This window comes from Acidovorax sacchari (assembly GCF_042847045.1).
Classification (GTDB): Bacteria; Pseudomonadota; Gammaproteobacteria; order Burkholderiales; family Burkholderiaceae_C; genus Paracidovorax; species Paracidovorax sacchari.
Genome location: NZ_AP035783.1, coordinates 1638110 through 1662757, shown reverse-complemented (window position 1 = coordinate 1662757; position 24648 = coordinate 1638110). Strand labels below are relative to the sequence as shown.

Annotated in this window: 18 protein-coding genes; 7 read left to right on the top strand and 11 right to left on the bottom strand. The window is 66.3% G+C overall.

Annotated features, from left to right (window positions below):
- Positions 1-19: 19 nt before the first annotated feature.
- The gene (locus ACGHC0_RS07495; protein ID WP_405045332.1) at positions 20-619 is read right to left on the bottom strand and encodes an ATP-dependent Clp protease proteolytic subunit; all 600 of its coding nucleotides are present in this window, start codon (positions 617-619) and stop codon (positions 20-22) included.
- Between the two features lie 56 nt (positions 620-675).
- Between ACGHC0_RS07495 and ACGHC0_RS07490 the strand changes: the two genes are divergently transcribed.
- The 3 genes from ACGHC0_RS07490 (at position 676) to ACGHC0_RS07480 (ending at position 6057) form a co-directional block, all read left to right on the top strand.
- Positions 676-1467 carry an RNA polymerase sigma factor gene (locus tag ACGHC0_RS07490; RefSeq protein WP_368354640.1) on the top strand — a complete coding sequence of 264 codons (792 nt, stop codon included), beginning with the start codon at positions 676-678 and terminating at the stop codon, positions 1465-1467.
- A gap of 223 nt (positions 1468-1690) precedes the next feature.
- Positions 1691-4111 (top strand): glucose/quinate/shikimate family membrane-bound PQQ-dependent dehydrogenase, encoded by a 2421-nt coding sequence (locus ACGHC0_RS07485; protein WP_415267830.1) that lies wholly within the window; start codon positions 1691-1693, stop codon positions 4109-4111.
- Positions 4112-4410: 299 nt separating this feature from the next.
- Positions 4411-6057 carry a methyl-accepting chemotaxis protein gene (locus ACGHC0_RS07480; protein ID WP_415267829.1) on the top strand — a complete coding sequence of 549 codons (1647 nt, stop codon included), beginning with the start codon at positions 4411-4413 and terminating at the stop codon, positions 6055-6057.
- Between the two features lie 47 nt (positions 6058-6104).
- Here the strand turns inward: ACGHC0_RS07480 and ACGHC0_RS07475 are convergent, their stop codons facing one another.
- Complete coding sequence (locus tag ACGHC0_RS07475; RefSeq protein WP_415267828.1) at positions 6105-6590, bottom strand: hypothetical protein; 486 nt, start codon at positions 6588-6590, stop codon at positions 6105-6107.
- Positions 6591-6625: 35 nt separating this feature from the next.
- Complete coding sequence (locus tag ACGHC0_RS07470) at positions 6626-7123, bottom strand: hypothetical protein (RefSeq protein ID WP_415267827.1); 498 nt, start codon at positions 7121-7123, stop codon at positions 6626-6628.
- Positions 7124-7495: 372 nt separating this feature from the next.
- On the opposite strand from ACGHC0_RS07470, the gene ACGHC0_RS07465 reads away from it, so the two are divergent.
- Positions 7496-8476: a ketopantoate reductase family protein gene (locus tag ACGHC0_RS07465; RefSeq protein WP_415267826.1), complete on the top strand. Its 981-nt coding sequence runs from the start codon at positions 7496-7498 to the stop codon at positions 8474-8476.
- 66 nt (positions 8477-8542) lie between these two features.
- Here the strand turns inward: ACGHC0_RS07465 and ACGHC0_RS07460 are convergent, their stop codons facing one another.
- Positions 8543-9802 (bottom strand): MFS transporter, encoded by a 1260-nt coding sequence (locus ACGHC0_RS07460; protein ID WP_415267825.1) that lies wholly within the window; start codon positions 9800-9802, stop codon positions 8543-8545.
- Positions 9803-10164: 362 nt separating this feature from the next.
- Here ACGHC0_RS07460 and ACGHC0_RS07455 point away from each other — a divergent pair, with 362 nt between their 5' ends.
- Positions 10165-11934, top strand: coding sequence for a hypothetical protein (locus tag ACGHC0_RS07455; protein WP_415267824.1), 1770 nt, complete (start codon positions 10165-10167; stop codon positions 11932-11934).
- Positions 11935-12333: 399 nt separating this feature from the next.
- On the opposite strand, the gene ACGHC0_RS07450 is transcribed toward ACGHC0_RS07455, so the two are convergent.
- The 5 genes from ACGHC0_RS07450 to ACGHC0_RS07430 form a co-directional block, all read right to left on the bottom strand.
- Positions 12334-16335, bottom strand: a complete 4002-nt coding sequence (locus ACGHC0_RS07450) for a hypothetical protein (protein ID WP_415267823.1) — start codon at positions 16333-16335, stop codon at positions 12334-12336.
- A gap of 462 nt (positions 16336-16797) precedes the next feature.
- Positions 16798-17967, bottom strand: coding sequence for a mandelate racemase/muconate lactonizing enzyme family protein (locus tag ACGHC0_RS07445; RefSeq protein WP_415267822.1), 1170 nt, complete (start codon positions 17965-17967; stop codon positions 16798-16800).
- A 55-nt stretch (positions 17968-18022) separates the two neighbouring features.
- A complete protein-coding gene (locus ACGHC0_RS07440) occupies positions 18023-18724 on the bottom strand; it encodes an SDR family NAD(P)-dependent oxidoreductase (protein ID WP_415267821.1) in 702 nt (233 codons plus the stop codon).
- 22 nt (positions 18725-18746) lie between these two features.
- The gene (locus tag ACGHC0_RS07435; RefSeq protein WP_415267820.1) at positions 18747-19715 is read right to left on the bottom strand and encodes a Bug family tripartite tricarboxylate transporter substrate binding protein; all 969 of its coding nucleotides are present in this window, start codon (positions 19713-19715) and stop codon (positions 18747-18749) included.
- Between the two features lie 54 nt (positions 19716-19769).
- On the bottom strand, positions 19770-20708 hold the full coding sequence (locus tag ACGHC0_RS07430) for a dihydrodipicolinate synthase family protein (protein ID WP_128098698.1): 939 nt from the start codon (positions 20706-20708) through the stop codon (positions 19770-19772).
- 144 nt (positions 20709-20852) lie between these two features.
- Between ACGHC0_RS07430 and ACGHC0_RS07425 the strand changes: the two genes are divergently transcribed.
- Positions 20853-21839: a LysR family transcriptional regulator gene (locus ACGHC0_RS07425; protein ID WP_368354623.1), complete on the top strand. Its 987-nt coding sequence runs from the start codon at positions 20853-20855 to the stop codon at positions 21837-21839.
- A gap of 24 nt (positions 21840-21863) precedes the next feature.
- Here ACGHC0_RS07425 and ACGHC0_RS07420 read toward each other — a convergent pair whose 3' ends face one another.
- The gene (locus ACGHC0_RS07420; RefSeq protein WP_415267819.1) at positions 21864-22304 is read right to left on the bottom strand and encodes a VirK family protein; all 441 of its coding nucleotides are present in this window, start codon (positions 22302-22304) and stop codon (positions 21864-21866) included.
- Between the two features lie 290 nt (positions 22305-22594).
- Between ACGHC0_RS07420 and yddG the strand changes: the two genes are divergently transcribed.
- Complete coding sequence (gene yddG, locus ACGHC0_RS07415) at positions 22595-23506, top strand: aromatic amino acid DMT transporter YddG (protein WP_415267818.1); 912 nt, start codon at positions 22595-22597, stop codon at positions 23504-23506.
- Between the two features lie 31 nt (positions 23507-23537).
- On the opposite strand, the gene ACGHC0_RS07410 is transcribed toward yddG, so the two are convergent.
- Complete coding sequence (locus ACGHC0_RS07410) at positions 23538-24608, bottom strand: Bug family tripartite tricarboxylate transporter substrate binding protein (RefSeq protein WP_415267817.1); 1071 nt, start codon at positions 24606-24608, stop codon at positions 23538-23540.
- Between the last annotated feature and the right edge of the window lie 40 nt (positions 24609-24648).

Here is a 24648-nt window from a genome sequence, read left to right as displayed (position 1 = left end):
AGGTGGGCACGAAAGTCGCTCAGCCCAGGCCCAGTTCATGCCGGCGCTGGACGATGCGGCTGACCAGTCCGTAGGCGACCGCCTCCTCGGCCGGCATCCACAGGTCGCGTTCGATGTCCTGGCGGACGCGTTCGATGGGCTGGCCGCTTTCGCGCGCGATGACCTGGGCGATGCGCTCGCGGGCCTTGATGATCTGCTCGGCCTGCAGCGCGATGTCGCTGGCCGGGCCGCCGGCGCCGCCACTGGGCTGGTGGATCAGGAAGCGCGTCTGCGGCAGGCAGAAGCGGCGCTCGCGCGGCGCGCCCAGGTACAGGTGGGTGGCGGCACTGCCGACCCAGCCGGTGCCCACCATGCTGACCGGCGAGGCGACGAAGCGCACCACGTCATGGATCGCATCGCCCGATTCCAGATGGCCGCCGGGCGAGGAGACGACCAGCGTGATGGGGGCGGTCGACTCGGCGTCCAGTGCCAGCAACTTGCGCACCGTCTCGGCGGCCAGCGCATCGGTGATGGTGCCGAACACCAGGACGGTGCGGGAGCGGAAGGCCTTTTCCTCGAGGAAGGCGTGGTCCTGCGCGGGCAGCGGGCGCGGGGGTGTTTCAGTCTCTTGACGCATCATGTGGCATGGCTCCGGTGTGTTAAGTTCATTCGATAGACGAACGAGCGGGGCTTTGCGTGACATCCTTCTCCGAACTTCCTTCCGATCCGCATCCTCTGGCTGGCGACGACGCGCTGCGCCGCCGGCTGATCGCGTTGGCCCGGCATTGGCTCGCCCTCGGCGACGACGCCGAGGATCTGGTCCAGGAGGCCTGGCTGCGCACGGCACAGGGCATGCCGGCGCTCTCGCCCGAAGGTCGGGAGGCCTGGCTGGTCACGGTGCTGCGGCACCTGTGCATCGATGCCTGGCGACGCCAGCGCCTGCACCAGGCTGGGCTGGCGCAACTGGCCGGGGAGGACGTCCCGCCGGCGCATCCCGCGGATCTGGCCGAGCAGGCCGAGCGCGTCGAGCAGGCGCTACGGCACGTGGTCCGCGTCCTGCCGGCCGGCGATGTCGCAGCGGTGCTGCTACACGAGGTCTTCGGTTTCGGCCATGCCGAACTGGGCCCGTTGTCGGGGCGCAGCGAAGCCGCTTCACGCCAGCAGTTGCACCGTGCGCTGCAGCGCCTGCGCCGGTCCGCGCCGGCACGCGGGCCGGAAGATGACGATGCCGCCTGCCTGTTCGCGCTGTGCCAGCTTGCCCTGGCCCGGCGCGATCCTGCGGGCCTGGTGGCCGTGCTGCGCACCGCGACGCCGCAGGCGATGGCGCTGTTCGCGCAGGCACCATCCCCTCGATCCTCCCGGCCGGCGCAGGCACCGCGCGCATATTGGGTCCGCTTCGGCAACCTGCTGGCCTTGCTGACGTATTCGGACGGCGTCGTCGCCTGCCTGACGCTGGACGAGCCGAGCTCCGAGGCGCTGGCCGATTGAGCGCCCGGCATGGCGCATCCCATGGCCTGCAGGGCCGGGTTGCACATGCTCGAAGCCTTCGTGGCGGGGTACGGAGGAAGATGGAAAAAGCGTCCCCTTCGGGGAGGCAGCGAACCCACGCAGTGGAGAGCATGGGGGCCATTTTTCATGGGTGGCCCTGCCTGCGGCAGAGTTACACCTCTTGCGGGAAAATACCATTGACGTTCATCAACAAGGAATTCCAATGACCGCAAAACTCGATCCGGCGCGGCCCGGGCGACCGCGCTGGGCCGGCAGGCTCGTGGGCGCCCTGGCCGTGCTGTTCGGCCTCGCCTTCCTCGCGGGCGGCATCACCCTCGCCACCCTGGGTGGCAGCCTGTACTTCGCGCCGGCCGGCCTGGCGATGCTGGTGGCCGGCGTCCTGCTGTGGCGCGGGCGCACGGCGGGTGCCTGGCTCTATGCCGTGACGCTGGCCGCCAGCGTGGCCTGGGCCCTCGCCGATGCGGGCTGGTCGTTCTGGCCGCTCTTCTCGCGCCTCTTCGCCCTGGGCGTGCTCGGCCTGTTGGTGGCCCTGGTCTATCCCGGCCTCGCCGCACCGCGCGGCCGCCGCGCCTATGGCGTGGCCGGCGCGCTGGCCGTGGCGCTGGTGGCGGCCTTCGGCGGCATGTTCGTGCCGCATCCCACCGTGGTGGCGAACGGCAGCGGCCCGGGCCTGACGCCCGTGGACCCGGCGAAGGCCCAAAAGAACTGGGAGCACTACGGCAACACCAACGGCGGCAGCCGCTTCGCCGCGCTGGACCAGATTAACCGGGGCAACGTCGGGCAGCTCGAAGTGGCCTGGACGTACCACACGGGCGACATCGCCGTGAGCAACGGCAACGGCGCGGAAGACCAGACCACGCCGTTGCAGATCGGCGAGCGCCTCTACCTCTGCACGCCGCACAACAACCTGATCGCGCTGGAGGCCGACACCGGCCGCGAGATCTGGAAGCGCGAGATCAATGCGCAATCGTCCGTGTGGCAGCGCTGCCGCGGCCTGGCGTATTTCGACGCGGCCGCGCCGCTGCCGGCCGTGACCGCCGCGGGCGCCACGCCCGTGCAGCCGGTGGCCCTGCCGGCCGGCGCCAACTGCCAGCGCCGCATCCTCACCAACACCATCGACGCCCGACTGATCGCGGTCGATGCCGACACGGGCGAGTTCTGCCAGGGCTTCGGCACCAACGGCCAGGTGGACCTGAAGGCCGGCCTGGGCGCATCGCCCGATCCGTTCTACCAGCTCACATCCCCGCCGCTGATGGCGGGCACCACCGTGGTGGTGGGCGGCCGCGTGGCCGACAACGTGCAGGCCGACATGCCCGGTGGCGTGATCCGCGGCTTCGACGTGGTGACCGGCCAGATGCGCTGGGCGTTCGACCCGGGCAACCCCGGGGACAAGAAAGCGCCCGCCGAAGGCAAGACCTACGTGCGCAGCACGCCCAATTCGTGGGCGCCCATGTCGTACGACGCGGCGATGAACACCGTCTTCCTGCCCATGGGCAGCCCCTCGACCGACCTGTACGGCGCCGAGCGCACGGCCCTGAACCACAAGTACGGCGCTTCCGTGCTCGCGGTGGACGCCACCACCGGCGCCGAGAAGTGGGTGTACCAGACCGTGCACAACGACCTCTGGGACTTCGACCTGCCGATGCAGCCGAGCTTCATCGACTTCCCGGTGGACGGCGGCCGCACCGTGCCGGCGCTGGCCATCGGCACCAAGGCCGGCCAGATCTACGTGCTGGACCGCGCCACCGGCAAGCCGCTGACGGACGTGCAGGAGCAGCCGGTGAAGAAGGCCGACATCCCGAACGAGCAGTATTCGGCCACGCAGCCGCGCTCGGTGGGCATGCCGCAGATCGGCGCGCAGACCCTGACCGAATCCGACATGTGGGGTGCCACGCCCTTCGACCAGATGCTGTGCCGCATCGCCTTCAAGAAGATGCGCTACGAGGGCCTCTACACCGCGCCGGGCACGGATGTGTCGCTGAGCTTCCCCGGGTCGCTGGGCGGCATGAACTGGGGCGGCCTGTCGGTGGACCCGGTGCACGGCTTCCTGTTCGCCAACGACATGCGCCTGGGCCTGTGGGTGCAGATGATTCCCTCGGCCAACCGGGGTGCCGCTTCCGGCGGCGGCGAGGCCGTGAACACCGGCATGGGCGCCGTGCCGCTCAAGGGCACGCCCTACGCGGTGAACAAGAACCGCTTCCTGTCCGTGGCCGGCATTCCCTGCCAGGCACCGCCCTACGGCACGCTCACGGCCATCGACCTGAAGACCCGCCAGGTGGCCTGGCAGGTGCCCGTGGGCACGGTGCAGGACACCGGTCCGCTGGGCGTCAAGATGCGCATGCCCATCCCCATCGGCATGCCCACGCTGGGCGGCACGCTCGCCACCCAGGGCGGCCTGGTGTTCATCGCCGGCACGCAGGACTACTACCTGCGCGCCTTCGACAGCAGCAACGGCAAGGAGGCCTGGAAAGCGCGCCTGCCCGTGGGCAGCCAGGGCGGCCCGATGACCTACCAGTCGCCGAAGACCGGGCGGCAGTACGTGGTGATCACCGCCGGCGGCGCGCGCCAGTCGCCCGACCGGGGGGATTACGTCATCGCCTACGCGCTGCCCGCGCAGCGTTGAACCGGTGCCGGGCCGGCGGATGTTCCGGCCCTGGCATCACCGAAAGCCCCGCGCCCACCGGCCGGGGCTTTTTTCATGGTCCGGCGACCGACCTGCCCGGCAGTGCGCATCTGCCACAAACATGTGTCAACTTCATTAAATTTGCAAATAAATGATTTCAAAAGTTTCAATAAGAAAATAAGATCCCAACAGGTGCTCGACCATGGGACCGGCCAAAAAGGTGGTCTCCCGGCACTGTTCCGCAGAAGGCGCCAGAAGCGCCCGTCCATTCCTGCCAGCCCCACCGTGACCTTCCCGCCATGAACGAAACAACCTCCTTCTTCGGCAACCTGCGGATCAGCCACCGCATCGGTCTGGCCTTCCTCGCCGTGATCGCCGTGCTGGCGCTGCTGGCCGGCCTGTCGCTCGGGGCACTGGGCGACGTGAACGGCGCTCTCACCAAGGTCACGCGCGACGCCTACCCGAAAGTCAGGCTGCTGACGCAGATCGCCAACGAGACGGAAGCCCAGTCGCGCTACACGCGCAACATGCTGATCTTCGAGAGCGCGGACAGCCGCGCGAAGGAAACCCGCCGAATCCAGGAAAGCCGCGAGGCCGTCAACAAGCTGTTCTCGCAGCTGTCGCCGCTGGTCCGCTCCGCCTCGGGCGTCCAGATGCTCAAGGCCTGCGAGGCGGCACGCGCGGACTACGTCGCTGAAATGGACCGGCTGCTGCAACTGATGCGCGAGGACCACTCGGCGGATGCCCGCGGTCTGCTGGAAACCCGTCTGCGGCCCGTCCAGCAGAAGTACCTGGACGCACTCAACCGCCTGTCCGATCACCAGCAGAAGGTGATGGCCGAGGACAGCGACCGGGCCGACGCACAGGTGAGCACCGGCCGCGTCACCGTCATCGCCATCGGCGCGCTGGCCGCCGTGCTGGCCGTGGCGCTGTGCTGGCTCATTTCCCGCTCCATCACCCGCCCGCTGCACACCGCCGTGCAGGTGGCCGAGGCCGTGGCCGGCGGCGACCTGACCTCGCACATCCCCACGGGGCGGCGCGACGAGGTGGGCCAGCTGCTCTCGGCCCTGGCACGCATGAACGACAGCCTGGTGCGCATCGTGGGCAGCGTGCGCGCGGGCTCCGACTCCATCGCCACCGGCACCGTGCAGATCGCCAACGGCAATGCCGACCTGAGCCAGCGCACGGAAGAACAGGCCAGCAACCTGGAGGAAACCGCCGCCTCGATGGAGGAACTGACCTCCACCGTGCAGCAGAACGCCGAATCGGCCCGCCGGGCCCACCAGCTGGTCTCGGGCGCCTCGTCCGTCGCGGCCCGGGGCGGCGCGGTGGTGCAGGACGTGGTGCGCACCATGGATTCGATCCGCCTGGGCTCGGACCGCATGGCCGACATCATCGGCACCATCAACGGCATCGCCTTCCAGACCAACATCCTGGCGCTCAACGCCGCGGTGGAAGCCGCGCGCGCGGGCGAACAGGGCCGCGGCTTCGCCGTGGTGGCGTCCGAGGTGCGCAGCCTCGCGCAGCGCAGCGCGCAGGCCGCCGCGGAGATCAAGGGCCTGATCGAAAACAGCGTGTCGCGCGTGAACGCCGGCAGCGAACTCGTGGCCCAGGCCGGCCGCACGATGGAAGACATCGTGACCCAGGTGGCCGAGGTGTCCACCCTGGTCGCGGAAATCAGCGCCGCCAGCGCGGAGCAATCCAGCGGCATCGGCCAGGTGGGCGACGCCGTGCAGCAGCTGGACCAGGTCACGCAGCAGAACGCCGCCCTGGTGGAAGAAAGCGCCGCGGCCGCCGACAGCCTGAAGTTCCAGGCGGAAACGCTCTCGCGCACCGTGGCGCAGTTCCGGCTGCCGACGGGTGCGGACGTGGCGGGCGCCACGGCAGCCCCGGCACGGCGCGACCCTGCGGGCGCCCGGGACGGTCTCCTGCTGGCCGCCGCCTGAGTGGGCGGATCCGGCAGCGGCGGTCCCTTCCGGGGCCGCTCAGTGCCTCATGGAGGCGATCGGCGGACTTGCTCGTTCACCCAGTCCGGGCTCTTGCCCTTCACGCAAAACGCAGGATCGCGAACCCAGTCCGTGAACCACCGCGTGGGCTGGCCCTGCAGGGCGTGGCATGGGGTGTAGCCGATGCCGGGCATGTAGTAGTGCTGGGCGATGGAGACCACGGGGACCAGAAAGAGCGCAATCGCGCTGGCTGCGACCGCCAGGTTGGCCGTAAGCTCGAATGGCTTGATGAGGCTGGCACGGCAGGGGATCGCCCGCATCACCATGACGACGATGGCCAGTGAGCCGAAAGCGACGACGCACGGCATCAGGTGCATGCCCGGCGTGATCCGCACCACGGGCGCTTTCAACACGATGTCCTGGACCATCGGCACCAAGGCATGGCGCGTCATCAGCAACGCTCCTGCCACGAGGCCGAGATACAGCGGAATACCCCACCGGATAAGCTTTCGGATGTGATGGATGTCGTGCATGGATGGCCGGGGTAGAGAGAGCACAGCGCCACGGCTCATGGAGTTGCGGGTGACTTCGACAACTGCGCCTGCCTGTTGACCCATTCCAGGCTCTTGCCCTTCACACACCATGTCGGGTCGCGAACCCAATCCGTGAACCACAGCGTGGGCTGGCCCTGCAGGACATGGCATTGGGTGTAGCCGATGCTCGGCATCCGAGATCGTGCCAACGCAGCGGTGACCGGAATCAACAGCATCGCCACTACACTCGCAAGCACTGTGGCGATGAACGCACGCTCGAAAGGCTTGATGACGCGATCGCTACAGGGCATCGCGCGCATGGAAGCGACGACGACGCCGAGGAGACAAAACGCAGCGACAAATGGCGCTACCAGCACGGCCGGTCCGATGCGAACTACTGGGGCACGCTCGGAAACTCCCTCCATCGTCGGAACCAGGATGTAGGCGACCATTAGGATTGAACCTATAGCCACTCCCAGGTACAGCGGGATACCCCAGATCAGAGTTTTTCGAATTCTGGCAACGTCAAACATGGACGGGCCCTGGGTGCGGACGCGCCACGGACTGGGCATAGCCCATGTTGAAAAACGTCGCTGCGAGCTCCGCGCTCATGCTTCCTCCCCTTGCTGTCGCGTTTTCGATGGGGGCGAATCCTAGTTTTGCCCCCCTCGGTCCCATTGCAACAATGCGTTAACAAAACGACGTTTTCCAGGAATCGTTCCACCGATCGGAACGCCAAGCGCGACGGCGATCAATGTGCTTGACAAGGGGGTAAGTCGGCAGTTTTCGACTCCGAACCAGCGGCAGCGACACATTCGCCCTCCCCATCTCGCAAACCCCTGGAGGCAGCCGCCCCCGCCGGCCGTAACATGCTCGACAGAGAAGACAGAGAGAGAAAAAACCGCATGACTGCATCCCCATCTGCAGCCCCTGCCGGAGGCCTGCCTGTATCGCCGCCCGATCCGGCAGCCCCACCCCTGCGCATCGCCGTGATGGGCGCCGGCGCCGTGGGCTGCTACTTCGGCGCCCTGCTCGCGCGCGCCGGCCATGCGGTCACGCTGATCGGCCGGCCCGCGCACGTCGAGGCCATCCGCGCGAACGGCCTGCGCCTGCAGACCGCCACGCTCGACGAACAGGTGCCCATGGCGGCCGACACCGATCCCGCCGCGGTGCGCGGCGCGGACGTGGTGATGTTCTGCGTGAAATCCACCGACACCGAGGACGCGGCACGCCATATCCAGCCGCACCTCGCGCCCGGCGCGCTGGTGCTCACGCTGCAGAACGGCGTGGACAACGACGAGCGCGTGCGCGGCGTGCTGGGTGGTGATGCCGCCCACCCCGTCGCCGCCGCCGTGGTCTATGTGGCCACCGAAATGGCCGGCCCCGGCCACGTGCGCCACCACGGGCGCGGCGAACTGGTGATCGCGCCCTCGCCCCGCAGCGCCACGGTGGCGCAGCAGTTCAGCGCCGCCGGCATCGCCACGGAGATTTCAGAGAACGTGCGCGGGGCACTCTGGGCCAAGCTGGTGCTCAACTGCGCATACAACGCGATTTCTGCCCTTGCGCAGCAGCCTTACGGCCGGCTGGTGCAGACGCCCGGCGTCGCGGACGTGATCGCCGACGTGGTGGCCGAATGCCTGGCCGTGGCCGAAGCGGACGGCATCCAGATTCCGGGCGACGTGGGGGCGGCGGTGAACCGCATCGCGGCCACGATGCCGGGGCAGATGTCGTCCACCGCGCAGGACCTGGCGCGGGGCAAGCCGAGCGAGATCGATCACCTCAATGGGTATGTGGTGGCGCGGGGGAAGGCGGTGGGGGTGGCGACGCCGGTGAATCGGGCGTTGTGGGTACTGGTGAAGGTGGTGGAGGCGGGCAAGGGCCCCTAGGCCCTCGTCCGCAACGCGCCGCCTCGATACCGCGCGGAGGCGACGGCCGGCCCGCGCGCCGCGATCTCATCCCGGAGAGCGGAGTCCGGGCGTGCCGGGCGCTGCATGCACCGCGGCGTCGGGCAGGCACGGGAGCCCGCTGACGGGTGACCGCATGATCAACAGCGCCTGCAGCGCAAAGCCGGCCAGCGCGACCCACAGGCAGGCAGGCTCGCCCCAGCGCTCACCGATCACCCCGCCCAGGGCCGCACCCACCGGACGGGCCCCGGCATTCACCGTAAGAAAGAGCGCGCCGACCCTGCCCAGCATCGCGGCCGGCGTGAGGCTCTGGCGGAGCGTGGTGGATGTAATGGTCCACACGACAGGGCCGGCACCGAACAGGAAGAAGGACGTGCCCGCCACCCAGGCGCTGGGTGCGATGAGCGTCGCCACCATCACGGCGGCAGCAAGCATCGAGCACAGCGGGCCCAGCTGGATCGCACGGCCAAAGGGCATGGCACGCACGATGCGCGGCGCCAGCAGCGCGCCCACCACCATGCCCGCGCCGAAGGCCCCCAGGGTCACCCCGACCACGCCGGCTCCCAGCCCCAGCATGCGCATCGCATAGGGGACATACGCGGCCTGCAGGACAAACCAGGCGATGTTCCACGCCACGGCCGTCAGCAGGATGGGCCGGAGCATGGCGTCGCGCCAGACGAACAGTGCGCCGTCCTGCACCTCCCGCAAGGGATGGCGTGCAGCGCGCGGCTCGAGCGGCGGCTCGCGCAAGCGCCACAGCAACGCGATCGCCGTGACGGACATCACCGCCGCCAGCACGAAGGTCGCGGATGCGCCAGCCCACGACACCAAGGCCCCGCCCAACGCAGGCCCTGCGGCGAACGCCGCGCTGCGCGCCAGTTCGAGCCGTCCGTTGGCCCGCGCCAGCGCGGCACGCGGCACGAGGGACGGCACCAGCACCGGCGCCGCGACGCTGAAAGCCACCGTGCCCACCGCGCCCAGGAAACCCAGGAACGCCAGGTAGCCCACCGACAACAGCCCCATCAGCATGCCCGCCAGCAATGCAGCGAGTGCGGTGGCCCGCAACACCTCCGCCGCGATCATGAGCCGCCGCCGCGGCAGGCGATCGACCATCAGCCCCAGGGGCAGCGACAGCAACAGGAAAGGCAGGGTCTGAACCGCCGCCAGGAGCCCGATGTCGCCGGGCCCGGCATCGAGCAGGAGCACGGCCACCATGGGCACGGCAGCCAGGCTCAACTGCTCGGCCGAGTGCGCCATGAGGTTCGCGCCGGTGAGCGTGGCCAAGGAACGGGGAAGCTGAGGGGTCATGGTCGGGGTCCAAATGACCGATGATCAGCGGGGTGGCGCGGGGGTGCTGGCCGGATGCGGACGTGCGATTCGGGCTTGTGACGGCCAACGGCTTCAGGCTGCAGGCTTTCCTTCGACCCTCACCGTGTCCGACCGCTTCCTCTACGAAGCAGTCGGCTCTTCAGAGCACTGCAAATGTCATCGTCGGATTCTGATGATTTGAAATGGCCACGAACGGCGACCATAGACGATTGGTGACACCGACAAAGCCACTGACAGGTATGCGCCTCTGAAGCCAAGGTGAGTCTGTCCGTCGTTCAGTAAGAAGCATCGCAAAATCAGGTTCCCTCAATGACAGAGCGTCGACGCCTCAACAGCTTCCGATGAATCTTCTCGAATACGTACAACTGAACCTGGACCCGGCAAAGAGAGACCTCTTCATCAAGCTTCTCAACAAGCCGTGGAATATCGACGTAGGGGCGTTGAGCGGTCATGTTCCCGCTGAGTTTGCCCGCCAGTTCGATCGCGCCAGGTCTGACGTTCTTGTCAGGCTCGGCGCACAGCGGCTGAGTCGACGCCCATTGGTGTATCGACGCCTTGGCGCAATCGCGGTAGGCGTACTCGTTGTCGGGCCAGACGGTACAAGCCAGCGGGCAAGCGGCAACGACGCCGAGTGGGTCGACCATATTTGGGCTCAAGTCGTCGAGGATCTGGAAGAATGCGGCTACCAAAGTCGGCGTTTCGGCCAAGCCGACCAAGCAGCCTTCCTGTTGCTCTACACCCTAGCACACGCCTGCGTTTTCCTTCTTGGCGAGGTGCACATTCCCTCAGCCGGACATGCGAGCTCGTTAGCTACGCAAAGGAATCCGCAGGCGCTCGAGGCACACAGGCTCTACTGGTTTGCGCATTACTTGTCCAGTCAAAGTCTGATGGCCGACCGTGCGCTGATGACTCAGCTTCTCGAAAACCTATCGACCGATGGCGTCGCGCTGTCAGTCATGTTTCAGGCCGAATCAAGAGCATTGCAGACTGTCAACGACTTCTTCATCGACAAGTACCTTTCTTTGCACACCGACTATGTCGAATTGATGAGGGAAACGGACAAACCAGCCATAGCAGCCATGAAGCGCCGGAGCTCTCTGATCGTGTATCTACATCTATGGACGCTCAGGCAGCAGCTTGAAAGAAGACAGTCAGCAGTAAATCTTCGCCACGATCGCATGCTTCCTCTAGTTGTCGACCGAAGCGAGCTTCGCCTCGCCGGCTTCGAGGACGGTGAAATTAGCGCGCTCGTTGAGGAATGCAATGCGCGCTTGATCGGCGACCGTTTGCTAGAGGCCACAGAGCAAGGTCAACTCCATATCGGCGATGTGTCTTTGAAGTACGCGCTTCAACTTTACTGCCGTCCGGCCCTCAAGCGCATGGGAGGCCGCGGGATGTGGTTCGAGAAGGATTACGTCGCCAACTACATTCGCGAACGCATCTCAGCGGACAGGTACAGCGTCTACCCGGGAGTCAACGATGAGGAGCAGAAGTACGACGCGGACGTCATCATCGTGGACAAGCGAACCCGGGCGTTGATGTTCTGCCAGGTCAAGCACCGCAGCACCACATTGCATCCTCACCTTCGGGATGAAACGAAAGAGTACTTCAACAACGATGACATCCAACACGGACTGTTCCAGATCAAGCGCCTGCGTGAGTTGATCGCGACCGACGGTGTGTTGACCCGAGTTCGCCAAAGCCTCCGCAACAAGAGATTGACCGCTGAGGACTTGGGTTCGCGCGCTCGCTTCATGCTTATTCACACCATCGAGAGTCTCGACTTCTGTACGAGCGAAGGGGTGGCCATGTACGAATGGAACACCCTCAGAAATTTGCTGAAAGGAAGCGCGGTATTCATCTCCAATAATGGTGGAGAGCGAAAGTCAACCGAACTTGAGATCGACCTCAGTAACCCTGTTCAAACGATGGAGCGCTGGTGGGATTGGCTCGACAAGGCCATGCCTACGGGATACCGTTTCAGCCCATCGAATCAATGGGCGTTTTTGACAACAGCGCGGCTCGTGTTTGAGACGAGATCGTCGTGGTACTTGGGGAGGTTAAAGCTTTGGCCTGCCAAGCCGCTTGAGCTCTGCCTACCGCTAACCTGACGCGCTCGGTCAGGTTGAGAGAGGCCGCTTTGCAGCGGTGCGGTCCCTCACCTTGCTAAACGCGAGGTCTGAAAGTAGTCACTCGACGTTGAAGTTGACTTGCGAGCGTGTTTGGGGCTACGGCCTTCTGCACTGGTCAGTAGCCGCGAGTTCTAGAACCAACGCAAGCCGGCGAACAGCGCGCCCCTGCTCCGACGGCGGGCGGCGCGAGGCATGCGGTTGAGCTTGGTCCGACGTCTGGACCGCGCTTGCGACGTGCTATTGGCAAGATGCAGTACCTCCCAGGCGGCGCGCACGAGTAGCAAGGCAATCACCAGCCGCCATTAGGCCGCCAAGCTAAAGTGTCCAACTTTTCACTCCACTCCCAGCAATCGCCGCGTAGCAGAGCCATTTCGGGGCTCAGGCCCGCGGGAACAACGGTTTCCATGACCGCTCCTGCACGGTACCGCTACACCAAAAGACTGGCAGTGTGTTGTTTGGCGTCGTGTTGTAGAACACGACTAACGCACCCATGTCCCCGTGACCGAGAGGGTAGTTTGGCGACAACTCACGACCAATCTGCTGCAAGATGTCCTGGGCAAAAGTTCGCTCCGCCGAAGTCTCGAAGATCCCCGACTCTTCATCGCACGCGCGCAATTCATCGCCAAAGTGGTGCGCGACCAGCACTGGAATGCCAGGGAACGCCTCTTCGACAGCCCTGACCGCGTCTGGAAAGGCATACATCAGGAAGAGACACAGCCGCCCCTCGGCAACGTAGCGATCCCACAGCGCTGGAGAAACTTTCGTACGTGCCTTCTTGAGGCCGCCAACCAGTGTTTGCCCCGTTCCGGCAAAGTCGTCGACGAGGGCCACAAAGCCTTCATTTTCAAGGTTAGCACGCATCCAAGGCTCCATCTCGCTGGCCGAGGCACATTTGCCTGCTTGCATGCGAGTTTTCATTTCGCGAGCCATGGTCGCGCCACTCTTGTGGTCGACATCTAGGTAGCTGATGGCAAGGTTCGTCCTGCGGTTCTTGACGATCGTCCATTTGCCGCTGCCCGTAGCAACTCGCTTGGCAACAATCATTTCATCCACCCTGGCAAGCATGGTCGCGCGCATGCCTTCGGTGATAAACCCCTGCTCGGAAATGCGTTTCAGCAATTGGTAGGCGGTCTCGATACGCGCGTCGTCATCGAATTGCCGCAGCCACTGCTTGATCTCAGCGACGTCCTTCTGCTTTCCGCAGTACGTGAGCTTTTGAGAAATCGCCAGCAGATCATCTTCGTCGACTGGGAATGCTGCATCGGTAGCTTCAAGCTGGACGGCCGGCATCGGCTCGTCTTCAGCAGACGCTCGCTGGAGTTCCAGGTAATTGGTCCACATAGGTAGGAGCTTCGATCGGGCGTTCTCGCCGAGCCATTCCCGGAAGATCTGCAACGAGATGACCTTTTCATCATGACCACCACGATCGTACAAAACACCGCGCTTATGCAGTCTCGCACAAGCTTTTCTGAGCGTCCCAGCGCTGGCTCGGTCCTCCACAACGATTGGGAGTCCTTGCTGAGCTTCAACTAACTCTTCAACGTCCTCGAAGCGACCACCAAGCGCGGAGATGCAAGCAAGCGCAATGCAGTTTTCGGCAGCCTCGCGTCGCTTGTCTTGAGCGTCCAGTACAGGGTTGTCTTCCCAAAGATGCGCGAAGTTTGTTGCACCAAGGGACTTAAGCAGTTGGTGTCGAACCGCAGAGGTGTCGTTGGCATCTATGAACGTCCGATGCTCAAGCAGGCACCTCTGGAAAAGCTGGAAACAAAAGTTGTGAATGTAAAAGGGATTGCCTGCCGTGTAGTCGACGATGAAGTCGACGGCCGTTGCATCGAATTCCAGGGCACCTTCAACAGGGGTTCGAATAAGTGCCTGGCAATCAGCGCGATTGTCGATCCTGTCTAGTCGCGCATTCGTCCACTTATTCAAGTCAGCTTGGTGTCGCTCGAAGATGGCGTCCATTCTCTCGCTACCAACGAAGAAAAACGTCAGACCCGCCTCTGAAGCTGAGCGCAACCCCTTCATAAATTGGCGCCCACGCTCGCCGGTGTAAAAAGCGGGGTCTAAATCATCGAACTCGTCGATGATGACCACGAACTTGTGCCGCTCCATCTTCTCGGCCAGCCGCTCAACGAATGGCACAAGAAGGCTGATGCCAGCACCGAAATCAGTCTCCTGAGGCGCCTCGATCTTCGTGTCCACCTTGTCCAACAATCGACGGGCTATGCGATGCGCAAGCTGCCCTTCATGAAGCGAGGTCAACTCGCCCATGCGCAGCAGAACGCACGTGGTATCTGGCCTTGCGGATAAATTCCCCGCTAGAACCTGCAGAAGCGAAGTCTTGCCGATGCGCTTTTGCCCCCAAACAAAAGTTGATGTACCCGCCATCGCGTTCAGAACCAAGCTCTGAAGGATGGTGCCGCGGCCGTACAGCCTGTCAGCCCGCTTGATTGGGTTCAACGTGTATGGCGGGTCGGATAAGAGAGCCTCCCAGTTCGGTTCTGTAACCTGCTGCGAGATTTCTAGCTCGCCTATGGCAGCGACCGGCCTCCCCGTGCTCGTTACACAGCTCCACTGCAACGGGATGCGAAGTTCCGCACAAGGTTCCGCCAGCCTTAGACGAAGCCGAACGAGTTGCTCTCCGCCAGGCGGGACCGCGAAAGGTCCATTCGGCTCATACACAACCAGATCGTAGGCCGTAGTCTCCGCCTCATCTCCTCCTCGCTGCAATGAGACGTCACGCGCATAGCCCTTCCCTTGATTCACCAGCGAGAAAGAGAGGAAAACGTCCGCACCTGCAGCACGAAGGTCGGCTTTTGTTCGCGGGTTCCTTAGCGCCAACGAAGGCGCTAGAGCAATTTCACCTCGCGACGTCGCGTCTTCGACGAGTGTGACTAGGTGATCGAGGACAGGCTGCACAATGTTCAGCCACACTTGGCTCTGCAATCGCGGGTCAGGTGCGGAGGGGCGATGCCCAGCGATGTTCTCCAGGTACTCAGGAGCCCGGCGCAACACCTCAGCGTCTTGGTTCTTTTCGTAAGCCTCAAACAGCTTGCGGAAGGCCGGCCCAATCAGGACATCAAGGTCGCCCAAGAACTCTTGTTCTGCGGCCACAAGCAATGGCTGTAAACGGTGAGCGAGAGGCAAAAGATCGCTCGAAGCGATCCGAGCCGTTGCAGGCGTTGCCCGCAAGAATCGCGTGACGATCGAGGCGCCTTTGGCAAGCAGTTCTTCAAGTTTTGCCAGCGAAGCTCGGCATACCTCGACAGGCGACCGAGCGTCAACACTATAAGCTGCGGCGATATCGTCCTTTATCTTGAAGGCGAAGTCGCGCTCCGACGCACTCAGTTCGGGGTCGACGGCATCCACACGATGAATCGCATTGATGAAGGCAGTAGCCAGGTTCTTGCGCGAGTAAGACTCCAGCCGCTCCATCATGTCAGTGAGCGAGCCTGGGTCTGCGGGCACGGCTCGCGGCGACGCCCACGCATTAACGACCTTGGCGATGATTTCCTCGGACTGCTCCTCCGATGCCGTTTGCAACTGCTGGGACAAGAGTTCGCCAATCGTGAACCCATCTCCCCTATCTCTCGCCGCCATGAGCATGGCTCCAAGCATGTCAGCGGCCTGCTCCGGTTCAACTGTGGCCGTAGGCGTCCCCCCGATGCTTGAGGCCTTGGGGTTCAGTTGCACGAAGAACTCTTGGAGCCGCAGCCTTACGCGCAACCCCAGTTCACGATTCCACGGCTGCCTTAGCTTTGCTGGGAGGTACACCGTAGCAAGACCTTGCTCTTGCCAACGTTGAGCGCTAGCCAAGTCACTGCCCTCGAGCTCAGCCTTGTGCTCGCCCACGAAAGTTCGACGCCACTCACCGAGCTCGACAGCTGTCACGGTGGGCATCACCGGCAAGTCCTCCTTGCCCTGCCTTGGTCTCGCCTCGCCTGCACGCTCGTCCCAGACGAAGGTCTGTCTGCTCGCATAGTCCATGATGGCGCGCCAAAGGTCAGGACGCGTCCGCCCATCAGGATTGAGGAGATCCTGAGGGACCTCTGCCGACACCATCGCTCTAGATGAAGCCTCGCTCGCGCGAGGCTCACCGGAGCCACCCCTAGTCGCCTGTACCGACTCTGAGGCTATCGTCAGCTTTACCACACCATGCCCGGTCGCCTTGACGACGATCAGCTCTGGCGCGAGCATCGCCAAAAAAGCACGCAAATCGGCCACGCCAAAGTCTCTGGCATCAAATCGCCGATCTGTGATTTGTAGGAGCCTGTTCTTCAGTTCGGCGATCGACATCGTCTTCGCCTCGGGGCCAAGCTTTCTCTGCGCATGTAGAAAGGCCACAACCACCAGTTCCAGGGCCTCTTGCCTCGTTTTCATCTACCTTGCTCCCTCGCTTTAGCGCCGAAGATTCGCTCTGATAGCTCAGAGGATGGGCGCTTAATCTAATAAATCATATGGTACTCCGTCGACATACAAGCAATCTCTGGTAAAGCCCGTATACACCGGAGCGCAAGACCCGCGGTCCAACGCCAGTTGGGGGTGCTCCGGGTCTTACCCTCATGTCCATCGTTTCACTAATGACTGGGGGCCCGTAAAGCGGCCCTTGGTGAAAACCGCAATCATCCTGAAGCTGTCACCGCTGAGGTCGGTTCTACAGCGGGAATTGCCCGTCTAGTCTGTGGGTTAGATGCCCGCTTTCGTTGCAAACCAGTCTGTGTTGAATCTCCAAAACCAGCAACAGACAACCCCGAGCCATACAGAAATGTGAAATGGCCACTGGCGGCCATTTCACATTGATCGTTGCTGACGCCCTTCCCTGGGCGCCAGCACCTTCCCCCATCAACCCACCAACGCCCGCATCTCCCCAATCAAATCCCCCTTCCCCTCAAACCCAATCCCCGGCAACGCCGGCAGCGTCACATACCCGTTCTCCACCTTCACCCCGTCCGGGAACCCGCCATACGGCTGGAACAGATCCGGGTAACTCTCGTTGCCGCCCAGGCCCAGGCCGGCGGCGATGGCGAGGGACATCTGGTGCCCGCCGTGGGGGATGCAGCGGCTGGGGGACCAGCCGTTCTCTTTGAGCATGTCGAGCGTGCGCAGGTATTCGACGAGGCCGTAGCTGAGGGCGCAGTCGAACTGCAGCCAGTCGCGGTCGGGGCGCATGCCGCCGTGGCGGATGAGGTTGCGGGCGTCCTGCATGGAGAACAGGTTTTCGCCCGTGGCCATGGGGCCCTGGTACACCTCGCCGAGTTTGGCCTGCAGTTCGTAGTCGAGCGGGTCGCCGGCTTCTTCGTACCAGAACAGGGGGTATTGCGAGAGGGCCTTGCCGTAGTCGATGGCGGTTTGCAGGTCGAAGCGGCCGTTGGCGTCCACGGCGAGCTGCTGGCCGGGGCCGAGGATCTTCAGGACGGATTCGATGCGCTCGCAGTCGTCGGCGAGCGTGGCGCCGCCGATCTTCATCTTGACGACGGAGTAGCCGCGCGCGAGGTAGCTCTCCATCTCTTTCTTCAGGCCGTCCAGGCCCTTGCCGGGGTAGTAGTAGCCGCCGGCCGCATAGACGAACACGCGCGGGTTGGCGGGCGTGCCGTTGCCGTAGCGTTCGGCGAGCAGTTGGTAGAGGGGCTTGCCGGCTATTTTCGCCACGGCGTCCCAAACGGCCATGTCGATGGTGCCGACGGCGACGGAGCGCTCGCCATGGCCGCCGGGTTTTTCGTTGGTCATCATGCGCGCCCAGACCTTGTGGGGGCTTAAGTTTTCGCCCGTGTCATCGACCAGGGAGGCGGGGTCGGCCTCGAGCACGCGCGGGATGAAGCGGTCGCGCATGAGCGCGCCCTGGCCGTAGCGGCCGTTGGAATTGAAGCCGTAGCCGATCACGGGCTGGCCGTCGCGGATGACGTCGGTGACGACGGCGACGAGGCTGAGCGTCATCTTCGAAAAGTCGATGTAGGCGTTGCGGATGTCCGACTTGATGGGGCGCGTGGATTCGAGGATGTTGACGATTCGCATGGTGGTCAAAGGCGCGGGCCGTGTGGGATGAAACGGGATGGATGAAGGAGGCGGTTCAGCGGGCAAGCGAGGAGCCGCCGCAGATGGCGATGTCCTGCCCGGTGATGGCGGCGGCCGCCGGCGAGAGCAAATAGCCCGTGAGCGCGGCGATTTCCGCGGGGTCGATGAGGCGGCCGATGGGCGGCAGGCGCGGCGCGCTGCCGGCGCGGGCCGGGTCGGCGAGCATGCCGGTGGCGGTGGCGGCGGGCGAGACGACGTTGACGGTGACGCCCTGCCCCGCCACTTCGGCCGCCCAACTGCGCGCGAGCGCGATGAGCGCGGCCTTGGTGGCGGCGTACTGGCCGCGCCCGGGCATGCCCTGGGCCACGCGGCTGCCGATGAAGACGACGCGGCCCCGGCCGCGCGCGGCCATGGCGGGCACGAGGGCGTCGGCGAGGCGGGTGGCGGCATCGACGTGCAGGCGCCACATGAGTTCACCACCAGCGTGGTCGAGCTGGCCGAGCGGGCCGACGCGCAGCACGCCCGCGGCATGCACCAGCGCATCGGGCACCGCGGCCTCTGCCTGGAGCAGTGCGGACGCGGCACGGGCGATGGCATCGCCGCTGGCCAGGTCCACGGGCATGGCCGCGAAGTCCGGATGGACGATGGTGGGCGGGGCGATGTCCATGCCGGTCACGCGCCAGCCGGCGGCGAGCAGGGATTCGGCGATGGCGCGGCCGATGCCGCTGCTGCTGCCGGTGACGACGGCATGGGGCATGGGGCCGGCCGCCGGAAGAACGTCATTCGGCACGGATGCGGCCCTCGGTCACGATCTTCTGGGAGCGCTCCATGTCCTCGCGCTGGAATCTGGCGAAATCCTCCGCGCTGCCGGGCGTGACGAGCAGGCCCTGCTCCTTGAGCTTGGGGCCGATCTCGGCGAGGGCCTTGTTGACCTCGGCGTTGAGGCGCTGCACGAGCGCGGGCGGGGTCTTGGCCGGGGCCCAGAGGCCGTACCAGCTGTAGAACTCGTAGCCGGGGATGGTCTCGGCCACGGTGGGCACGTCCGGCAGGCTGGGCACGCGCTGGGCCGAGGTGACGGCCACCACGCGCAGCATGCCGCTCTTGTGGTACTGGAGCGAGCCGAGGATGGGGTCGATGAAGCCGTCGATCTGCCCGCCGATCAGGTCCTGGAAGGCCGGGGCCGTGCCCTTGTACGGCACGATCAAATAATCGATCTTGCCGGCGCGCTTGAGCAGTTCGGTGGAAAGATGACCGGCCGAGCCGATGGAGCCGACGGCGAAGGTCATCTTGCCGGGGCGCGCCTGGGCGTAGGCGATCAGGCTCTTGATGTCGGTGATGGGCAGGTCCTTGTTGATCGCGACCGAGAGAGGCGCCTTCGCGACCAGGGCCACGGGGATGAAATCCTGCGTGACGTTGTAGGGCACGGACTTGAGCGTCATCGGCGCCGTGGTGTGCGTGGAGGCGCTGAACAGCAGGGTGTAGCCGTCGGCCGCCGCCTTGGCGACGGTATCGCCGCCGATCACGCCGCTGCCGCCGGGCTTGTTGTCCACGACGAAGGACTGGCCCATCTGCTCGCCGAGCTTCTGCGCGAGCATGCGGCCGACAGCGTCGAGCGTGCCGCCCGGCGGGAAGGGGATCACCATCCGCACGGGCTTGTTCGGATAGGTCTGCGGCTGTGCCACGGCGCTGGCCGCCACCGCGAGGGCGGCGGCGCCCAGGGCGGCGCGGAGGAAGTGCTTGCGTTGCATGGTGTCTTGTCTCCTGTCGTTGTTTCTTGTGAGGCCACCCGGGGGGAGCAACGCTCAGCGCTGGAGCAGGCCGGCCTGCTTCACGGCGGCGCGCAGCGCGTCCATTTCCTTCGCGTTCGGCGCCTCGGTGGGCGGGCGCACGGTGGCGTCGTCGATCACGCCGGCCAGGTACATGCCGCCCTTCATGCGCGCATGGGCCTCGCCCGTGGGCTCGCCGCCGCCATAGACGGCGTCTTTCAGCGGGGTGATGACGGCCTGCACTTCCATGGCTTTTTTCAGGTCGCCGGCCTTGACGGCGTTCCACAGGTCGATGATGAGCTGGGGGATGAAGGTGGCGAAGCCGACCAGCGCGCCATCGACGCCCTGCACCATGGAGGCGAGCAGGTATTCGTCGTGGCAGGTGAGGATGGCCTTGGAGGCGTCGGCCTCGCGGATGGCCTGGATGTCGCGGGCATATTTGTTCATGTCGCGCTGGCCCACCTTGAAGGCCTGCAGGTAGGGCAGCTTCGCGAGGTCGGCGAGCAGTTGCGACGAGTAGGAGGCGCGCGTCCAGGCGGGATAGACGTGGCAGACGAGGTCGGCCTCCGGCGCGGCCTGGTGGATGGCCTCGAAGTACTGCAGGGCATGGCCGGAGGTGAAGCCGAAGCGCAGCCAGTGGTGCGGGGGCATCACGTCGAGGGCGACGGCGCCGGCCGCGACGGCGGCGCGGGCATGGTCGGCGGCGTCCTTCAGGCCCTCGCAGACGATGGAGGAAATGACAGGGCAGCGGCCCTTGAGTTCGTCAGCGACGATGCGCGTGACTTCGGCGCGCTCGGCGGGCGTCAGCGAGAACACCTCGCCCGTGTGGCCGTTGGTCATGATGGCGACCACGCCGTCGTGGCCGGCGAGCCAGGAGGCGAGCTTGCGCAGGGCGGGCTCGTCGATGCGGTGGTCGGGCGTGAAGGGGCACGAAATGGCGGGGATGATGCCGCGATAATTCGCGATGGAAGGCATGTAGGCTGTCTCCGTGGTTCCGGGATGGTCCCGTGGTTGGATCGTTGGATGGAACGCAGCGGATGATTCCCCCCCTGCCCGCGGCTGTCCAATACCCGAATCGCATACAACTATCCGCGCGTGCCGCCACGCGCCAGGAGACCCATGGGCCCCGGCAACCGACCGCTGGATCTGGAGTGGCTGGAGGATTTCCTCGCCCTCGCCGAGAGCGGCAATTTCTCGCGCGCGGCCGAGGCCCGCGCCATCGCGCAGCCGGCGTTCAGCCGCCACATCCGCGCGCTGGAGGACTGGGTGGGCGCCGAGCTGTTCGACCGCAGCGCGCACCCTGCCACCCTCACGGCGGCGGGGCAGCGCTTCCAGCCGCTGCTGGAAGACGTGCTCGCGCGGCTGGAGGCGGCGCGCATCAAGGCCTGCGCGGCGCAGGCCCAGGCGGCGGCCAGCCTGCGCTTCGCGGCGACGCACGTGCTCTCGCTCACCTTCTTCCCGCGCTGGCTCGGGGGCCTGGAGTCGCAGCTGCGGCTGGGGCCGATCCAGACGGTTTCCGACAGCTACCAGGCCTGCGAGGACCTGGCCATGCAGCGGCGCGTGCAGTTCGTGCTGTGCCATGGCCATGCGGCCGTACCGGGGCGGCTGGACGAGGCGGGCTACCCGGCGGCACGCCTGGCGGACGACGTGCTGCAGCCCGTGTCGGCACCGCAGGCAGACGGCACGCCGCTGCATGCGATACCGGGCCCGGAGGCGCATGGCGCGCGGCCGCCGCTGCCGGTGCTGGCGTACAGCGATGCCTCGGGCCTGGGACGGATCATGCGCGCGCTGCGCAAGGGGGTGTTCGACGCGGGAGGCGTGGCCGGCATGCCGGGCGAAGTGGAGGTGGTGTTCACCGCCCACCATGCGGCGCTGCTCAAGGCGATGGCGCTCGAAGGCCGCGGCATGGCGTGGCTGCCGCGCAGCCTGATCGCGGAGGAACTGCAGTCGGGCGCGCTGGTGGCCGCCGGGCCGGCCGGCTGGGACGTGCCGGTGGAGATCCGGCTGTACCGGCAGCGCACGGAGATGTCGGACGCGGCGGAGACGCTCTGGCGCCTCGCCACGGGCGGGCAGGCCGGGCAGGCCGTGGGCACCGCCCTGCCCTGACGCGCGCCGCCTGGCGGCGGGCGGTCAGTCCTTGTGGAAGCGCGTGCCCTGGCCGACGGTGCAGCGGTAGGCCACGGACGGCGTGCGCAGGTCGTAGCCCGGCAGGTTGAACATCCAGGTGGTGAAGTCCACGGACTGGTCGGGGCGCACCTGGTAGCGCATGAACTGGACGATGGGCTGGCCGTCGCCGGCCACGGTGACGTGCGAATCGCTGAAGGAGACGGTGCCGTCCTGCACGATGCGGTAGGCGCCGATGCGCAGGCCCCCGCGCGTCTGCGAAGGTGCCGCCGCACCCTGGGGCACGCATTGCGAGAGATCGATGGCGACGGAGACGCTCTCGCCCTGCTCCAGCGCCTGCTGGATAGCGGCATGGGTGGGAAGGACGTCGCCGGCGTGGGCGGCGGCCATCCAGAGGGCGGGTGCGAGCAGCAGGCAGTAGGTGCGGTAGGGCAGCAGTCGGACCATGGGTGCGAACCTTTCGATGCAGGGGGTTGGAGGCGAGAGCCAGAAGCGCGCCCATGGTAGGCAGGCGTCGCGTCCGTGACACCCCTGCCCCGGATGGTGGCCACTCCCATCCGGGCGGGCCCGGTGGCGGCGGCGACGGGCCCTCGTTACGGGGAAACCCTTGCCCCGCAAGGCCTGCGCGCCGATCGACGCCGGCCGGGGGGCCCCGCCGGGCGGCGCGGCATTGATGAACTTCATCCACTGCATTAGCTTTCAGCGGGATGCCGGCAGGCCGCTTCGATAATCCGGTGATGGAAAAGAGACACCGCGCCACCGGCATCGGGCTGGTGGCCATCGTTCTGTGGGCCTCGATCGTGGGCCTGATCCGCGGCGTGAGCGAGGGCCTGGGCGCGGTGGGCGGCGCGGCGATGATCTACAGCGCCGCCGCCGCACTGCTGTGGGCGACGGTGGGCTTCACGCCGCTGCGCGCCTTCCCGCGCCGCTACCTCGCCTGGGGCAGCGTGCTGTTCGTGGGCTACGAGCTGTGCCTGTCGCTGTCCATCGGCCATGCGCGCAGCCGCCAGCAGGCGATCGAGGTGGGCATGGTGAACTACCTGTGGCCGACCTTCACCATGCTGGCCGCGATCGCCTTCAACGGCCAGCGCGCCAACTGGCTGGTGGCGCCGGGGCTGGCCGTCTCGCTGGCGGGCATCTGCACGGTGCTGGGCGGCGGCAACGGCGTGAGCCTGCCCGGCATGGCCGCCAACATTCAGGACAACCCGCTGAGCTACGGCCTGGCCTTCACCGGGGCCGTGGTCTGGGCCGCGTACTGCACGGTGACGGCACGCCTGGCCCGCGGCACGAACGGGATCACGCTGTTCTTCCTGCTCACCGCGCTGGTGCTGTGGGCCCAGTACCTGGCCGGCGGCGCGCCCGCGATGCACTGGAGCGTGCCCACGGCGGTGCAGCTGGCGTTCGCGGCGGCGGCGATGGGTTTCGGGTACGCGGCGTGGAACGTCGGCATCCTGCACGGCAACGTCACGGTGCTGGCCGGGGCGTCGTATTTCACGCCGGTGCTGTCGGCTGCGCTGGCCGCGCTGCTGCTGCGCGTACCGCTGTCGGCCGCCTTCTGGGCGGGAGCGTGCATGGTGTGCGGCGGCGCGGTGCTGTGCTGGCTCGCCACCCGCGGCCGGCCGCGTGCGCCCCGCCCCGAGGCCTGCTGACGGACGGCTCGGGCGGCACGGGGCGGAGGGTTCAGTCCATGGTCAGGTGCGCGTTCTTCACCACCTGCGCCATGCGCGCGGCCTCGCTGCGGAAGAAGGCCGCGGCCTGCTCGGGCGGGGTGAGCTTGATCTCGTAGCCCTGGGCGACGAGCGCGTCGCGCGCCGCGGGCATGTCCATCGCGGCCTTGAAGCCGCCGTAGAGGCGCGCGATCTCCGCCTTCGGCAGGCCGGCCGGCCCCACGGGCGCGATCCAGCCTTCGAGCTCGAAGCCCGGCAGTCCCTGCTCCGCGATGGTCGGCACGCCCGGCAGCGTGGGCACGCGCGCCGCGGTGGTCACGCCCAGCGCCCGCAGCGCGCCCGACTGGATGTGGGGCGCGGCGGGAGCGGCGGCCACCACGGCGAGCTGCACCTGGCCGCCGAGCACGTCGTTCATCAAAGGCCCCATGCCCTTGTACGGGATGTGCCTGATGTCCAGGCCGGCCCGGTCCACGAACATGGCCGCGCCCAGGTGCAGGATGGTGCCGTTGCCCGAGGAGCCGTAGTTGAGCACGCCGGGTTTCGCCTTCGCATGGGCGATCAGTTCGCGCACGTTCGCGGCCGGCACGGCCGGATGGGCGACGAGCACGAAGGGTGTCGCACCCAGGATCGTGATGGGCGTGATGTCGGCCAGCGAGTCGAAGGGGATGTTCCGGTACACGCTGGGGTTCACCACATGGTTGTTGGAGACCACGCCGATGACCGAGCCGTCCTTCGGCGCACGCACGATCTGTGCGGTGCCGGTGATGCCGCCCGCTCCGGGCAGGTTCTCGATCACCACCGGCTGGCCGAGCGCCTTCGCGAGGCTGGCACTGATGGCGCGGATGGCGCCGTCGGCCCCGGAGCCGGCCGAGAGCGGCAGGATGACGCGCAGCGGCCTGTCCGGGTGGCCTTGCGCGCGTGCGGGCCGCAGGCCGGCCCAGGCGGCCAGGGCAGCCGCGCCCCATGCAGCCACCGTGCGGCGGGTCACCCCGCCAGCAGGACCGGCGGGGCCGGCAGGCACCGCAGGCGCGGCATCGGGGTGGCTGCGGCCGGGGGCCGCCTTCGGAAGGTGAGGGTTCGGCATGCGCATGTCTCCATCGTTGTGGTGGGGCCGCGCGGACTGG